Genomic DNA, 15,153 nt, shown 5'->3' with positions numbered 1-15,153 from the left:
ACGGTGGCGTAACTTACGCCACCGTAGGTCGAATCCGTCGTACGCGCGAGTAATGCCGGTCAGCTGACCAGCGGCTTCAGGTCCGCCCGGGGCGGCATCCACTCCCCCGCCGCCGCGGCCACCTGCTCACCCGAGCGGATGTCCTTCACCTCGTCGCCCGCGCCGTCGGCCCCCGGGAACCAGACGAACGGGATGCCCCGCCGCTCGGCGTACCGGATCTGCTTGCCGAACTTCGCCGCGCTCGGCGACACCTCGGTCGGTACGCCCCGCGACCGCAGCGCCTCGGCCACCCGGTTGCTCGCCGGACGGTCGTCCTCGGCGGCGACCGCCACCAGCACGCAGGTCGGCACGCTGCGGGACACCGACAGCGCCTCGGCGCCGAAGAGCAGGCCGAGCAGCCGGGTCACCCCGATCGAGATGCCCACGCCCGGGAAGCGGACGTTGCCCGAGCTGGCCAGGTTGTCGTATCGACCACCGGAGCAGACCGAACCGAACCGCTCGTAGCCGACCATCTGCGTCTCGTAGACGGTGCCGGTGTAGTAGTCGAGGCCCCGGGCGATCCGCAGGTCGGCCACGCAGAGCCCGGGCGAGTGGGCGACCGCGGTCTCCATCACGGCGGTCAGCTCGGCGACGCCCTCGTCGAGCAGCGGGTCGTCCACCCCCAGCGCGCGCACCGCATCGGCGAAGGAGGCGTCCGGCGCGGAGATCTCCGCCAGCGCCAGCACCGCCTTGGCCTGCGCCTCGCTCGCCCCGACGGTCTCCGCCAGCAGCTCGGCCACCTTCGCCGGGCCGATCTTGTCGAGCTTGTCCACGGCGCGCAGGGTCGCCTCCGGGTCGGTCAGCCCGATGCCCCGGTAGAAGCCCTCGCAGATCTTGCGGTTGTTGACCTGGATCCGCACCGGCGGGATCGGCAGCGAGCGCAGCGCGTCGCCGATCACCAGCGGCATCTCCGCCTCGTAGTGGGCCGGCAGGGTGTCCCGGTCGACGATGTCGATGTCGGCCTGGAGGAACTCGCGATAGCGCCCCTCCTGCGGGCGCTCGCCCCGCCACACCTTCTGGATCTGGTAGCGGCGGAACGGGAACTGGAGCTTGCCCGCGTTCTCCAGCACGTAGCGGGCGAACGGGACGGTCAGGTCGAAGTGCAGGCCGAGCGCGTCGTCACCGGCCGGCCCGTCGGCGTCCGCCTGCAACCGGCGCAGCAGGTAGACCTCCTTGGACGTCTCCCCCTTGCGCAGCAGCTGGTCCAGTGGCTCCACCGACCGGGTCTCCAGCGGCGCGAAGCCGTACAGCTCGAAGGTCGCGCGGATCCGGTCCAGCACGAACTGCTCGATCATCCGCTGGGCGGGCGTCCACTCCGGGAAGCCGGAGATGGGCGTGGGCTTGCTCATGGCGTACTCCCTCGGCAGCCGCGCCGGGCGCGGCCGGGTCTGTCAGGGCCCGCGCGGCGGCCGCGCGGGGAAGGTCGTGGCGCGGCTACAGGCCGCGGGTGGGTGCCGGTCGCGCGCCGCCGGAGCCCGCCACCTCGACGAGGTACGGGTTGCGCACACGCTCCCGGCCGATGGTGGTGGCCGGTCCGTGGCCGGGCAGCACGACGGTGTCGTCGGCCAGCGGGAGGACCTTGTCCCGGAGGCTGGCCAGCATCGCCTCGTTGCTGCCGCCCGGCAGGTCGGTGCGCCCGATCGAGCCGGCGAAGAGCACGTCGCCGGAGAGGCAGAGCTGCTCGGCCTCCCACGGCGAACCCGCGCCGGGCATCCGGAACATCACCGACCCGCCGGTATGGCCGGGGGCGTGGTCGACGGTGATCTCCAGGCCGGCCATCCGCAGCACCGCGCCGTCGGTCAGCTCCGCGACGTCGTCGGGCTCGGTGTACGGCAGGCGACCGCCGAACAGCTGGGTGAGGTCCATCGAGAGCGCCTTGGCCGGGTCGGCCAGCATCTCCCGGTCGGCCGGGTGCAGGTAGGCGGTGATCCCGCGGGCGCCGCAGACCGGGGCGACGGAGAAGGTGTGGTCCAGGTGGCCGTGGGTGAGCAGCACGGCGGCCGGGTGCAGGCGGTGCTCGGCGAGGACCGCGTCGAGCTGGTCGAGCACCCCGATGCCGGGATCGACCACCACGCACTGCTCCCCCGGCGCGGTGGCCACCACGTAGCAGTTGGTGCCGAAGGCGTCCGCGGGAAAGCCGGCCACGAGCACGTCAGCTCCCCTTCCGTGTCGAGCTTGTCGTCTGCGACCAGCAGCCTATCGGGCCGACCGGAGGTACCGGACCGCACGCCGGACGCTACGCCGGTCGGGGCAGTGACGCCTTCCGATAACGCGGCACTGACCTCGTACACCACTTTCCCAGCGGCTACCCGTACACTCTGGCGGGCGTGTGGCATGGCGCACTCGGCGCCCGACGGGCGCGGACGCCCGTCCGCCGGTGACGACCAGGGTAGAGGAAGGGGAGCACGGGTGGCTTCCAGCAGGGACCGGCAGCGCAAGCTCGCGCGGGAGAAGCTCGACCGGCAGTTGGCCCGACGGGCCGCCGCCGCCCGACGCCGCCGGCAGATCCAGGCAGGTGTGGGCGCCGCCGTGGTGCTCGTCCTGGTGGTGGTCGGCGCGGCCTGGGGACTGGGCGCCTTCGACAAGGACCCCACGGAGAACAAGGCCGCCGAGGACGTCTGCCTCTGGACCCCACAGAACGCCGAGGGCAACCCCAACCTCAAGGACGTCGGCACCCCGAACACGACCGGCCTGCCCACCTCGGGCACCCGGACGATGACCGTCACCACCAACCAGGGCGCCCCGATCACCGCCGAGCTGGACCTGGCCTCCGCGCCGTGCGCCGGCGCAAGCATCGCGCACCTGGCCGGCAAGGCGTTCTACGACAACACCAAGTGCCACGAGATCACCACCGAGGGCGCGCTGCGCTGCGGCGACCCGAGCGGCACCGGCATCGGCGGCCCGGCGTACACCTTCTACGACGAGGACCTCCCGGACCCGGCGCCGTCCGGAGCCGCCCCCGCGTACCCGCAGGGCACCGTCGCGATGATCGGGAACCCGCCGGGGCAGAACGGCAGCCAGTTCCTGATCTTCTTCAAGGACTTCAACCCGGCCAAGCCGGCGTACCCGATCGTCGGCAAGGTCACCGGTGGGCTCGCCACGGTGCAGAAGATCGGTGCCCTGCCGACCGTGGACAATGGTTCCGGGGCCAAGGTCAAGCCGAAGACGGACGTGGTGATCCAGAGCCTCACCGTCAGCGACCCGGCCGGCGCGCCGGCGACGACGCCCAGCGGCGCGGCCTCCGCGGCGCCGAGCGCCAGTCCCAGCGCCGGCTGACCCGCCCCACCGACGATCGGCGGCACCGGCCGCGCCCGGCAAGTCCTCAAGGAGTGAAGCGTGACGTCCACCAGAGAGCGGCAGCGCGCTGCGGCGCGCGCCCAGCTCGAGCGGAAGATGGCCGAGCGGGCGGCCAAGGCCCGCAAGCGCCGGCAGACGCAGGCGATCGTCGGGGCGGGCGCCGCCCTGCTGCTGGTGATCGCCGGCACCGTCTGGCTGGCGACCAGCCTCGGTGGCGACGACGACAAGACCGACACCGCCGCTCCGCAGGCCGGGGCCGCCCAGTGCGTCTTCACCGAGGTGCCGAAGGACCAGCGCACCAAGGAGATCAAGGACGTCGGGCTGCCGAAGACCCAGCAACCCGACACCGGCACCCAGACCATGACGCTCGACACCAACCTGGGTGCGATCACCGCTAAGGTCGACCGGTCCAAGGTGCCCTGCACCGCTGGCAGCTTCACCCACCTGGCCAGCAAGAACTTCTTCGACAACACCAAGTGCCACCGGCTGGTGACCGAGGGCATCAAGGTGTTGCAGTGCGGTGACCCGAGCGTCACCGGCAAGGGCTGGCGACCCACCGACGGCACCGGCGGCCCCAGCTACCGGCTCGCCGAGGAGAACCTGCCCACCGACAAGCGGCCCGCGTACCCGGAGGGCGTCATCGCGATGGCGAACAACGGCGACCCGGGCAGCACCGGCAGCCAGTTCTTCATCGTCTACGGCGACTCGCAGCTCGACCCGAAGTACACCGTGCTCGGCACCATCACCGGCGGGATGGACATCGTCAAGCAGGTCGCGGCGGCCGGCGACGACAAGGCGTTCGCCCAGCAGGCCGGCGGCGGCCACCCCAAGAAGGAGATCGTCATCAACAAGCTGACGATGAGCTGAGCCACCCGGAACGAGCAAGCGCCCGCCGGCAGCAGCCGGCGGGCGCTTTCGCGTGTGCTGCGGGCGGGGTCAGGCGCCCGAGGTGACCCGGTACGCGTCGAACACCCCGTCGACCTTGCGGACCGCGGCCAGCAGGTGGCCCAGGTGCTTCGGGTCGGCCATCTCGAAGCTGAACCGGCTCACCGCCACCCGGTCCCGGGTGGTGGTGACCGTCGCGGAGAGGATGTTCACCCGCTCCTCCGACAGCACCCGCGTCACATCGGCGAGCAGCTTGTGCCGGTCCAGCGCCTCGACCTGTATCGCGACCAGAAACGTCGAGGCGGAGGTGAGCTTCCAGCTGACCTCCACCACCCGCTCCGCCTGGGCCCGCAGGTCCTCGGCGTTGGCGCAGTCGTCCCGGTGCACGCTCACCCCACCGGAGCGGGTGACGAAGCCGAACACCGCGTCCGGCGGCACCGGCGTGCAGCACCGGGCCAGCTTGATCCAGACGTCGCTGACGCCCCGGACCACCACACCGGGGTCGCTGCTGTTCTGCCGGCTGCGCGGCGGCCGGGTCGCGACGGCGGTCTCGGCGATGTCCTCGGCCGCCCCCTCCTCCCCGCCGTACGTGGCCATCAGCTTCTGCACCACGGACTGGGCGGAGACCTGGCTGTCGCCGACCGCCGCGTAGAGCGACGCCACGTCGGCCAGGTGCAGGTCCCGGGCGATCGCCATCAGGTTGTCGGAGGTGAGCATCCGCTGCAGGGGCATGCCCTGCTTGCGCATCGCCTTGACGATCGCGTCCTTGCCGGCCTCGATCGCCTCCTCGCGCCGCTCCTTGTTGAAGTACTGGCGGATCTTGGTGCGGGCTCGCGGGCTCTTGACGAAGCCCAGCCAGTCCTGCGTCGGGCCGGCCGTCTCCGACTTCGAGGTGAAGATCTCGATGACGTCGCCGTTGGACAGCGTCGACTCCAACGGCACCAGCTTGCCGTTGACCCGCGCCCCGATGCACTTGTGCCCCACCTCGGTGTGCACCGCGTACGCGAAGTCCACCGGCGTCGAACCGGTCGGCAGCGGGATGACGTCCCCCTTGGGGGTGAAGACGTACACCTCCTGGCTGGACAGGTCGAAGCGCAGCGCGTCGAGGAACTCGCTCGGGTCGGCCGCCTCCCGCTGCCAGTCCAGCAGCTGCCGCAGCCAGGTCATCTCGTCGATGTGCGCCGGCGGGCCGACGATCTGGGTGCCCTTGTGCTCCTTGTACTTCCAGTGCGCGGCGATGCCGAACTCCGCGGTGCGGTGCATCGCGTACGTGCGGATCTGCATCTCCACCGGCTTGCCGGTGGGCCCGATGACCGTCGTGTGCAACGACTGGTACATGTTGAACTTGGGCATCGCGATGTAGTCCTTGAACCGGCCCGGCACCGGCTGCCAGTTCGCGTGGATCACGCCCAGCGCCGCGTAGCAGTCCCGCACCGTGTCGACCAGGATCCGCACCCCGACCAGGTCGTAGATGTCGTTGAAGTCGCGCCCCCGCACGATCATCTTCTGGTAGATCGAGTAGAGGTGCTTCGGCCGCCCGGTGGTCTCCGCCTTGATCTTGGCGGCCTTGAGGTCGGTGCCGACCTTCTGGGTCACCTGGCGCAGCAGCGACTCCCGCTGCGGCTGGTGCTCCCCGATCAGCCGGTTGATCTCCTCGTAGCGCTTCGGGAAGAGCGTCCCGAAGGCGAGGTCCTCCAGCTCCCACTTGATCGTGTTCATACCGAGCCGGTGGGCCAGCGGCGCGAGGATCTCCAGCGTCTCCTTCGCCTTCTGCTCCTGCTTCGGGCGGGGCAGGAAGGTCAGGGTCCGCATGTTGTGCAGCCGGTCGGCCAGCTTGATCACCAGCACCCGCGGGTCCTTGGCCATCGCCACGACCATCTTGCGGATCGTCTCGGCCTTGGCCGCGTCACCCAGCTTGACCTTGTCCAGCTTGGTGACGCCGTCGACCAGCAGGGTCACCTCGGGACCGAAGTCGGCCCGCATCGCGTCGAGGGTGTATTCCGTGTCCTCGATGGTGTCGTGCAGCAGCGCCGCCACCAGCGTGGTGGTGTCCATCCCCAGGTTGGCCAGGATCGTCGCCACGGCCAGCGGGTGCGTGATGTAGGGGTCACCGGACTTGCGGTACTGACCCGAGTGCCAGCGCGCCGCGGTGTCGAAGGCCCGCTGGAGCAGCCGCGCGTCCGCCTTGGGGTGGTTCTCCCGATGGGTGGCGATCAGCGGCTCCAGCACCTCGCTGACCTGCGAGGTCTGCCAGGGCGCGTTGAACCGCGCCAGCCGGGCCCGAACCCGCCGCCCGGTCGGGGCGTTGGACAGGGCGAACCCACCGCTCGGGGACGGATCGTCCGAACCGTCGACGGTGAACGGCACCACCAGGGCGCCACTCTCCTCGGCCGACGGCCCGGCGGTCGCGCCGCCCTCGCCGGGACCCGTCACCCGGGCCGGCGGGTTGCCGTTCCGCTCGGTCACCGAGCCGTCCGCGTCGCCTGTCGGGTGCACCGTGCCCTCCACCGGAGGGACGACATCGTGGGACACCGGCCTCCTCACCGCTCGCCGGGGAATGCGCCGGCCGTGCGGCCGACGTACCTGTCCAACCGGCCCGGGGGCCGGTTCTGTTCCGCGTGCCGGCCGGAACGGCCTCAACCGACCGGTCGGCAAAGGGCAATGCTACCCGCACGCAGGGTGTCCCGCCCTTCCGCCGGACGGACCGCGCCGCCTCCGTCGCCCGGTGACGGGCTCAAACGGTCAGCAGGGCGTGCACCGGACGCGGGGCGAGCCGCTCCCGCCCCTTGAGGAACGCCAGCTCCATCAGCACCGTGAAACCGGCCACCGTGCCACCGGCCCGCTCCACCAGGTCCAGGGTCGCCTCGGCGGTGCCGCCGGTGGCCAGCACGTCGTCGACCACCAGCACCCGGTGCCCGGCCGTGAAGGCGTCCTGGTGCACCTCCAGCGTCGCCTCGCCGTACTCCAGCGCGTACGAGGCGGAATGGGTGGCCCGGGGCAGCTTGCCGGCCTTGCGCACCGGCACCACCCCGACCCCGGTGGCGTACGCGATGGCGGCGGCGATCACGAACCCGCGCGCCTCGATGCCGGCGACCGTGTCGAACGAGTCCCGCCCGTGGTACTCGATGATCCCGTCGATCACCTCGCGGAACACCGGCCCGTCGGCGAAGAGCGGCATCAGGTCCTTGAACACCACCCCGGGCTTCGGGAAGTCCGGCACGTCCAGCACCCGGCTGGCGACCAGCTGGGCGACCTGCGGGCCGCTGTCTCCGCGTACCACGGTGCTGTGGGTCTCCGTCACGGTTGTCCCGTTCCCCTTCACGACGACGGCGTCCGGCATGCTGCTCGCACAGCATGGCGGACGCCGTCGGTTCGATGGTTACCGGGTCTCCCCGGCCGCGGTCAGCGGCGCTTCGCGCCACCCGGACGGTTGCCGCCGCCACCGGCGGGACGACCACCGCGGGCGCCGGTCGGACGCTTGCCCGCCGGCCGGGCACCCACCTTCGGCGCGCTGCCGGCCAGGGCCGCCGCCTCCGGGTCGATCGCCTCGCCACCGTCGGCGGTGACGGGGCGCGGGGTGCCGCGCGGGGTCAGCTCGCCACGGGCGATCGCGCCGCGGCGGGCCTCCACCCGCTTCTTGTGCGCCTGGATCCGCGGCTCCTGGTTCTTCAGCAGGACCAGCAGCGGGGTGGCCAGCAGGATGGAGGTCAGGAACGCCACCGCCATACCGACGAAGAGCACCAGGCCGAGGTCCTTCAGGGTGCCCGCGCCCAGCAGGAAGGCCCCGATGAAGAGCAGGCCACCGACCGGGAGCAGGGCGACCACCGAGGTGTTCAGCGACCGCATCAGAGACTGGTTCAGCGCCAGGTTTGCCGCCTCGCCGTACGTCTGGTTGTTGTTGGCGGTGATGCCCCGGGTGTTCTCCTGGACCTTGTCGAAGACCACCACCACGTCGTAGAGCGCGAAGCCGAGGATCGTCAGGAAGCCGATGACCGTCGACGGGGTGACGTCGAAGCCCACCAGCGAGTAGATGCCGGCGGTGAGGATCAGGTTCATGAAGAGCGACAGCAGCGCGGCGACCGCCATCCGCCACTCGAAACGCACCACCAGGTAGAGCGCCACCACGGCCAGGAAGATCAGCAGGCCGAGCAGGGCCCGCTCGGTCACCTGGCTGCCGAACGACGCGCTGACCTGGTTGGCGCCGACCTGCTCGAACTTCAGCCCGAACCGGTTGGCGATCTCGGTCTTGACCTCGTTCGTCTGGACCGGGGTCAGCTCCGAGGTCCGCATCTCGTACAGGTCGCCGCCGGTGCCGCCGACCTTCTGGGCGGTGGCCACCTCGGCGCCGCCGCCCTTGGCGGCCAGCACCTGGTCGACCTGCCGCTCGGCGTCGTCCAGGGTGCCGACGCTGGCCGGCACCTGCAGCGAGGTGCCGCCGGCGAACTCGATGCCGAGCTGGAAACCGCGCAGCGCGAAGCTGAGCACCGCGATCAGCGCCAGCGCGGCGGCGACGGTGAACCAGAGCTTGCGCCGGCCGACGATGTTGAGATCGGCCTCGCCCCGGTAGAGCCGGGACGCCAGACCACTCCTAGCCATCTCAGGCCTCCTTGACGCGCGCGTTGCGGGCGGTCGCCTGCTCGGCGGACCGGGCCGGGAGGGCACGGCCGAGGCCGCTGACCCGCGGGGACAGGAACGCTTGGGTACGGGCGAACATCGTCATGATCGGGTGACGGAAGAGGAAGACCACCACCAGGTCCAGCACGGTGGCCAGACCGAGGGCGAAGGCGAAGCCCTTCACGGTGCCGACCGAGACGATGTAGAGCACCACCGCCGACATCAGGGTGATGGCGTTCGCCGAGATGATCGTCCGACGGGCCCGGACCCACGCGCGGGGGACCGCGCTGCGCGGGCTGCGCCCCTCCCGGATCTCGTCCTTGAGCCGCTCGAAGTAGATGACGAACGAGTCCGCCGCCACACCGAGCGAGACGATCATGCCGGCGATGCCGGCGAGGGTCAGGGTGAAGCCGATCTGCCGGCCCAGCACCACCAGGGCGCCGAAGACCAGCAGCCCGGACAGCACCAGGCTCAGGAAGATGACCGAGCCCAGCAGCCGGTAGTAGAAGAACGAGTAGATGATGACCAGCAGCATGCCGATGCCGGCGGCGAGCAGACCGGCCCGCAGCTGGGTCTCGCCCAGCGTGGCGGTGACGTTCTGCGCCTCCTGCTGCGTGAACGTCACCGGCAGCGCGCCGTAGCGCAGCTGGCTGGCCAGCGCGTTGGCGTCCTTGCTGGTGAAGCTGCCGGTGATCTGCGAGTCACCGGTCAGCACGCCCTGGATCTCCGGCGAGGAGACGATCTTGTTGTCCAGCACCACCGCGACCCGGCAGTTGCCGCCCTGGCCGAGCGCGCTCGGGTCACAGGTCTTGCCCTTGTTCTGGTACGACTCGCGGGTCAGCTCGGTCCACTTGTTCTGACCGTCGCCGGTGAAGTTCAGGCTGACCACCCAGGAGCTGGTCTGGTCGAGCTGGGCGGTGGCGTTCTTGACGTCGGTGCCCTCGACCTTGGCCACGTCCAGCAGGTACTTCGCGCCGCCCTCGCAGGCGACCGCCTTCTGCTTCGGGTCCTTGACCGAGCCCGCCGGCCGGTCGTCCAGCTGGGCGCAGGTGATCGTCGGGACGTTGAACTGCATCTCCGGCGCCAGGACGGCGACCTGCTGCGGGTCCAGCGTGCCGAACGGCTTGAGCTTCTCCGCCAGGGACGGGTCGGCGGTCAGGTCGGCAGGGGCCTGCAGGGCGCTCGCCGCGGCCCAGGCGGCCGGGCCGACCTTCTGCTCGACGGCCTTGCGCTGCGCCTCGATGCCCTGCGGCACTGCGGCGCTGGCGCTCGGCGACGCGGCCGGGGCGCTCGGGGTGGCCGACGGCGCCGGGGTGGCGCTGGCGGTCGGCGCGGGGGCGCCGCCGCCCTGGCCACCGGCCGACGGGGACGCGGTCGCCTTGGCCGCCGCGCTGGCCGACGGCTTGACCGCGGCACCGGCCGACGGCTTCACCGCCGCGCTGCCGGACGGCTTCGGCGCCGCGCTGCCCGACGGGGCCGCGCTGCCCGACGGGGCCGGGCTACCGGAGGCGGTCGGCGTCGGGGCCGCGGCCTGGGTCGCGCCGCTGCCGTCGGTGGCCTTGAGCACCTTGCGGAAGCGCAGCTCCGCCGGGGTGCCGACGTCGGTCAGGTCCCGGTTCTCACCGGGCAGGGAGATGACGATGTTCCGGTTGCCCTCGGTGACCACCTCGGCCTCGGCCACGCCGTAGGCGTTGACCCGGCTCTCGATGATCCGCCGGGCCTCCTCGAGGTTCTCCTGGGTCGGCGGCTTGCCGTCGAGGCTGTTGGTGGCCTCCAGGGCGACCCGGGTGCCACCGATCAGGTCCAGCCCGAGCCGGGGCTCCAACCGGTCCTTCCAGCCACCGCTGGCGCCACCCGAGAAGAACACCAATAGATAGAGGACGACGAAGATGAGCCCGAGCACGGCGAGCTGCCGTCCGGGGCGCATCTGTCCCTGAGGTGGTGCCACGGCTGTCCTGTCTCCCTGTAACGGTCGCGCCGCTGGTGCAGCGGCGACGAAGGTCGGGCCGGGGGTCTCCGCCCGACTGTTCTGACTGGCCGGCGCACCGCCCGACACGCCCCGCGGCCCCGGCGCGGCGGCGTCGGGCGCGGTCTGTGGCGTGCCGGCGGCGGAGCGCCGACCCAACTATCCACTTGTGTCGGTGAATCCGCTGCCCCTTCCGGGACGGCGGCTCACTCCTTGACCGGCTCGGCTTCCTCGACGACCGGCTCGGTCTCCTCGACGCGCTCGGCCCGGGTCACCACGCGGGCGATCGCCGGACGGGCGTAGCGGGTCTGCACGCCGGGGGCGACCTCCAGCAGGACGGTGTCGTCGTCCACACCGGTGACCGTGCCGTAGAGCCCGCCGATGGTGACCACCTCGTCGCCCACGGACAGGGCCGACTGCATCTGTTCGGCCTCGCGGCGGCGCTTCTGCTGGGGGCGGATCATCATGAAGTACATGACGCCGAAGAGCAGAGCGATCATGAGGATCGGCGTCAGGCCGCCGGCTCCCCCGCCGCTCGCTGCTGCGTAGAACACGCTTGTCGACCTTCCCTTGGCCGCCCACCCGGCACGAGGGGGTGCCGGAGCGGAGGCGGATTTTCACATCCTGTACAGACCGCGGCGAGTCTAATCCCTGCTCCTGAGAACGCCGAATGCGGCACAGATCACGTTCGGATCACGGCTGTTCGGGCGCGGCGGAGAACAGATCGGGCGCGACGGCGGTTGCTGCACCAAATGTACCATTCGGTGGAGTACGCCCCAGATGCTGCCAGGCCGCCTCCGTCGCCACGCGCCCACGCGGCGTACGCGCCAACAGGCCGGCCCGTACCAGGAACGGCTCGCAGACCTCCTCCACGGTGTCCGGCTGCTCCCCCACCGCCACGGCGAGGGTGGACAGGCCGACCGGCCCACCCCGGAACAGGTCGACCAGCGCGGTCAGCACCGCCCGGTCCAGCCGGTCCAGGCCGAGGGCGTCGACGTCGTACACGGTCAGGGCGGCCCGCGCCGTCTCCAGGTTGACCACCCCGTCGGCCCGCACCTCGGCGAAGTCCCGCACCCGGCGCAGCAGCCGGTTGGCGATCCGCGGAGTGCCCCGGGACCGACCGGCGATCTCCACCGCCCCCTCGTCGGTGATCGGCACGCCGAGGATCCGCGCCGAGCGGTGCAGCAGCGCCTCCAGATCGGCCGGGGAGTAGAAGTCCAGGTGGGCGACGAAACCGAACCGGTCCCGCATCGGCCCGGTCAGCAGGCCCGACCGGGTGGTCGCGCCGACCAGGGTGAACGGCTCCACGTCCAGCGGGATGGCGGTGGCGCCCGGCCCCTTGCCGACCACCACGTCGACCCGGAAGTCCTCCATCGCGCTGTAGAGCAGCTCCTCGGCCGGCTTGGCGATCCGGTGGATCTCGTCGATGAAGAGCACGTCGCCCTCGGCCAGGCTGGTCACGATCGCCGCCAGGTCGCCGGAGCGCTCGATGGCGGGCCCGCTGGTCACCCGGATGCCGGAGCCCAGCTCGGCCGCCACGATGTTGGCGAGGGTGGTCTTACCTAAGCCAGGTGGCCCGGAGAGGAGGATGTGGTCGGGCGGCGAGCCGCGCCGCATCGCGCCCTTGAGCAGCAGGTCCAGCTGGTCGCGGACCCGGTGCTGGGCGATGAACTCGTCGAGCCGCTTCGGCCGGACGGTGGCCTCCGCGTCGAGTTCGGCGTCGCTGACGTACGCCGAGACCATGTTCTCCCCGCTCATGCCCCGCCCTCCGGTCGCGACCGCCGGGAACACGACGCCTGGCTCATCGGGTCCGGCCCAGGAGGCGGATGGCCTGCTTGAGCAGGACCGGCACCGGCGGGGTCTCGCCGTCGACGGACTCGGCCACCGCGGCGACCGCCTGCTCGGCCTGGGCGCCCGTCCAACCGAGCCCGACGAGCGCCTGTCGGACCTGGTCGGGCCAGGCCCCGCCGGTGACGCCGGCCGCCCCGTCGGCGCCGACCGGCACCGGGCCGACCCGGTCGCGCAGCTCCAGCACCAGGCGCTCGGCGCCCTTCTTGCCGATCCCCGGCACCCGGGTCAGCGCGGCGGTGTCGGCGTTGGCGATCGCCTTGCGCACCGCGTCCGGGGTGTGCACCGCGAGCACCGCCTGGGCCAGCCGGGGGCCGACCCCGCTGGCGGTCTGGAGCAGCTCGAACAGCTGCTTGGCGTCGTCGTCGGCGAAGCCGTAGAGGGTCAGCGAGTCCTCCCGGACCACCAGGCTGGTGGCGAGCCGGGCCGGCTGGCCGATCCGCAGGTCGGCGAGGGTGCCGGGGGCGCAGTGCACCGCCAGGCCAACCCCGCCGACCTCGATGACGGCCTGATCCGGGCCGGTCGCGGTCACCGTGCCCCGCACGCTGGCGATCATCGCGTTCCTCCTCGTCGTACCCGGTCGGCCGCCGCGGCCAGCCTGGACCGGGTGCCGCCGCGCCACACGTGGCAGATGGCCAGGGCCAGGGCGTCGGCGGCGTCGGCCGGCTTCGGCGGCTCGGCCAGCCGCAGCAGCCGGGTCACCATGGCGGTCATCTGCTTCTTGTCGGCCTGACCGGAACCGGTCACCGCGGCCTTCACCTCGCTGGGCGTGTAGGTCTGCACCGGCAGCCCGGCCCGCGCGCCGGCGAGCACGGCCACCCCGCTGGCCTGGGCGGTGCCCATCACGGTGCGGACGTTGTGCTGGCTGAACACCCGCTCCACGGCGACCGCGTCGGGGCGGTGCTCGGCCACCAGCTCGGTCAGCGAGCGGTCCAGGTGCAGCAGGCGCAGCGGCAGGTCGTCGCCCGGATCGGTGTAGACGACGTAGTAGGCGACCAGGGTGCAGGGCCGACCCGGCACGCCCTCGACCACGCCGACTCCGCACCGGGTCAGCCCCGGGTCGACGCCGAGCACGCGCACGCCGCCTCCTCCCCGACCGCCAGCAGTACGTGTGTTCGACACCCTACTGGTCGGTCCGGCCCACGGGTGGGCCGGCACGCCGGGCGAGTACCACTGGGCCGTCCACGTACGCGGGAGGGCGTACGGGCGTCGAGCGCATCCTTCGTCCGGGTGAACGTCGTCGGCCCTCCCCGGATCCGTCCCGGCCCGCTCTAACGTCGCAGGTAGGGCACCTGCCCCACCCGGGCCAGACCGAAGCGCGGAAGGGGGGCTCAGCCATGCGTATGGCGGCCGTTCTCGACTCCACTCCCACCAACGAGGCGCTGGCCGACTACTTCAACGCCGTTGCCAACGTGACGGCTTATGTCTCCGCCGTCGGGAACGCCGACATCCCACTCCTGAACCATCCCACCAAGGAGTACAAAGAGTTCTACGAGAAACTCCGCGCGGTAAAGACCGACCGACTCGGATCCTGGCTGGGTGGGGTCGATGTTCAGCTCAGCAACATCCCCCGGCTCATCGTCATCAATTCAGTGCTTTTCGGGGCGCAACTCCGGACCGCTCGCGGCCTACTGACGGAGCTGACCAAGAATCCCGGAGATCCCGAACTCCGGGAGAAGCTCCTGTCAACCTTGGCCGACATGAAGAGCCTGGTCGAGGACAACCTGGGGGCCCCGACCCAGAACACCTGCAAGCTCGTGGACAACTTCTCCGGCCAGGTCCTCGGCGCACAGAATTCCCTGAAGGACATCGCGGACCGCGCGCTCGCCCTCGCCGGCGACGACAAGAAGGTCATCGAGGCTCTCACCGGGGTGGTCGACGATCTCAACAAAGAGGTGCGGACGTACAACCAGTTGGCGACGGCCGGGCAGATCGGGACTGCGGTGTCGGTCTTCTTCACGCTGGTGGGCGTGGTGGTCTTCCTGGTGCCCGGCGCCCAGCCGGTCGGCGCCGGCATGATCGCGGTCGGCGTGGTCGGCTTCGGCGGCTCGCTCTCGACCGCCATCATAGCCGGGGAGAAGGTCAAGGCGCTCAACAGGAAGATCCAGGATCTCCGCGAAAGGATCAAGCAGGAGAACCAGGATGTCGCCGCGCTGACGACCACGGCCGACTCACTCAGGCGGCTTTCCGAGGCCGCCACCACGGTGCACGACGGGTTGAAGACCATCCTCGACATCTGGCAGAAGCTGGCCAGAGAGATCGATGATGTCGCCATGGACATCCGCGACGCCGGGAAGGAACTCACCAGCGACCACTTCGAGCAGGTCGGAGCCGATCTGACGGCTGCGGGAAGCCATTGGAACGCGGTGGTGGAGTTCGCCAAACGCCTCACCCCTGTCGTCTACAAGTGGCAGGACAAGAAGGGCGACTGGCATTCGATGGCGGAGCGGGCACAGACGCCGGGCAGCGCGCTCGTCACCGTGCTGCCCTACAACCCGAAGTAG

The 15,153-nt window shown here is 71.3% G+C and carries 13 protein-coding genes; 3 read left to right on the top strand and 10 right to left on the bottom strand.

All coding sequences use genetic code 11. From position 1 onward, the window contains the following. Positions 1-59: 59 nt before the first annotated feature. Both hisS and GA0074704_RS13975 read right to left on the bottom strand, forming a co-directional pair. Positions 60-1,388 (bottom strand): histidine--tRNA ligase, encoded by a 1,329-nt coding sequence (hisS, locus tag GA0074704_RS13980; protein WP_088970919.1) that lies wholly within the window; start codon positions 1,386-1,388, stop codon positions 60-62. Positions 1,389-1,473: 85 nt separating this feature from the next. Further along, positions 1,474-2,190, bottom strand: a complete 717-nt coding sequence (locus GA0074704_RS13975) for an MBL fold metallo-hydrolase (RefSeq protein ID WP_088970918.1) — start codon at positions 2,188-2,190, stop codon at positions 1,474-1,476. Positions 2,191-2,448: 258 nt separating this feature from the next. On the opposite strand from GA0074704_RS13975, the gene GA0074704_RS13970 reads away from it, so the two are divergent. Together GA0074704_RS13970 and GA0074704_RS13965 are read left to right on the top strand one after the other, a co-directional pair. Next, a complete protein-coding gene (locus GA0074704_RS13970; protein ID WP_088970917.1) occupies positions 2,449-3,315 on the top strand; it encodes a peptidylprolyl isomerase in 867 nt (288 codons plus the stop codon). Positions 3,316-3,375: 60 nt separating this feature from the next. Further along, the gene (locus tag GA0074704_RS13965) at positions 3,376-4,203 is read left to right on the top strand and encodes a peptidylprolyl isomerase (protein ID WP_088970916.1); all 828 of its coding nucleotides are present in this window, start codon (positions 3,376-3,378) and stop codon (positions 4,201-4,203) included. A gap of 69 nt (positions 4,204-4,272) precedes the next feature. On the opposite strand, the gene GA0074704_RS13960 is transcribed toward GA0074704_RS13965, so the two are convergent. The 8 genes from GA0074704_RS13960 to ruvC all read right to left on the bottom strand — a co-directional run bounded on the left by GA0074704_RS13960 (position 4,273) and on the right by ruvC (position 13,729). Then, the gene (locus tag GA0074704_RS13960) at positions 4,273-6,729 is read right to left on the bottom strand and encodes a RelA/SpoT family protein (protein ID WP_172880912.1); all 2,457 of its coding nucleotides are present in this window, start codon (positions 6,727-6,729) and stop codon (positions 4,273-4,275) included. A 226-nt stretch (positions 6,730-6,955) separates the two neighbouring features. Then, the gene (locus GA0074704_RS13955) at positions 6,956-7,522 is read right to left on the bottom strand and encodes an adenine phosphoribosyltransferase (protein ID WP_088973670.1); all 567 of its coding nucleotides are present in this window, start codon (positions 7,520-7,522) and stop codon (positions 6,956-6,958) included. 101 nt (positions 7,523-7,623) lie between these two features. Next, positions 7,624-8,817, bottom strand: coding sequence for a protein translocase subunit SecF (secF, locus tag GA0074704_RS13950; protein ID WP_088970914.1), 1,194 nt, complete (start codon positions 8,815-8,817; stop codon positions 7,624-7,626). Between the two features lies 1 nt (position 8,818). Beyond that, a complete protein-coding gene (gene secD / locus GA0074704_RS13945; protein WP_172880550.1) occupies positions 8,819-10,783 on the bottom strand; it encodes a protein translocase subunit SecD in 1,965 nt (654 codons plus the stop codon). Positions 10,784-11,007: 224 nt separating this feature from the next. Next, positions 11,008-11,355: a preprotein translocase subunit YajC gene (gene yajC, locus GA0074704_RS13940; RefSeq protein WP_172880548.1), complete on the bottom strand. Its 348-nt coding sequence runs from the start codon at positions 11,353-11,355 to the stop codon at positions 11,008-11,010. 139 nt (positions 11,356-11,494) lie between these two features. Further along, positions 11,495-12,559, bottom strand: a complete 1,065-nt coding sequence (gene ruvB, locus GA0074704_RS13935) for a Holliday junction branch migration DNA helicase RuvB (RefSeq protein WP_088970911.1) — start codon at positions 12,557-12,559, stop codon at positions 11,495-11,497. A 43-nt stretch (positions 12,560-12,602) separates the two neighbouring features. Continuing rightward, entirely contained in the window at positions 12,603-13,205 is a 603-nt protein-coding gene (ruvA, locus tag GA0074704_RS13930) for a Holliday junction branch migration protein RuvA (RefSeq protein WP_088970910.1), read from the bottom strand. Beyond that, on the bottom strand, positions 13,202-13,729 hold the full coding sequence (gene ruvC / locus GA0074704_RS13925; RefSeq protein ID WP_088970909.1) for a crossover junction endodeoxyribonuclease RuvC: 528 nt from the start codon (positions 13,727-13,729) through the stop codon (positions 13,202-13,204). The genes ruvA and ruvC overlap by 4 nt, the downstream gene beginning before the upstream one ends. Positions 13,730-13,986: 257 nt before the next feature. Between ruvC and GA0074704_RS13920 the strand changes: the two genes are divergently transcribed. Beyond that, complete coding sequence (locus tag GA0074704_RS13920) at positions 13,987-15,153, top strand: hypothetical protein (RefSeq protein WP_157743671.1); 1,167 nt, start codon at positions 13,987-13,989, stop codon at positions 15,151-15,153.

The sequence above is a fragment of the Micromonospora siamensis genome (genome assembly GCF_900090305.1).
Lineage (GTDB): Bacteria > Actinomycetota > Actinomycetes > Mycobacteriales > Micromonosporaceae > Micromonospora > Micromonospora siamensis.
The sequence above is the reverse complement of the archived record's forward strand: the minus strand, read 5'-3'. Positions and strand labels throughout refer to the sequence as shown.

What these genes read in the sequence shown, in the direction of transcription:
- ruvA (WP_088970910.1), bottom strand. Translation starts at nt 13,205, where the DNA reads ATGATCGCCAGCGTGCGGGGCACGGTGACCGCGACCGGCCCGGATCAG.
- GA0074704_RS13920 (WP_157743671.1), top strand. Translation starts at nt 13,987, where the DNA reads ATGCGTATGGCGGCCGTTCTCGACTCCACTCCCACCAACGAGGCGCTG.
- ruvB (WP_088970911.1), bottom strand. Translation starts at nt 12,559, where the DNA reads ATGAGCGGGGAGAACATGGTCTCGGCGTACGTCAGCGACGCCGAACTC.
- secF (WP_088970914.1), bottom strand. Translation starts at nt 8,817, where the DNA reads ATGGCTAGGAGTGGTCTGGCGTCCCGGCTCTACCGGGGCGAGGCCGAT.
- hisS (WP_088970919.1), bottom strand. Translation starts at nt 1,388, where the DNA reads ATGAGCAAGCCCACGCCCATCTCCGGCTTCCCGGAGTGGACGCCCGCC.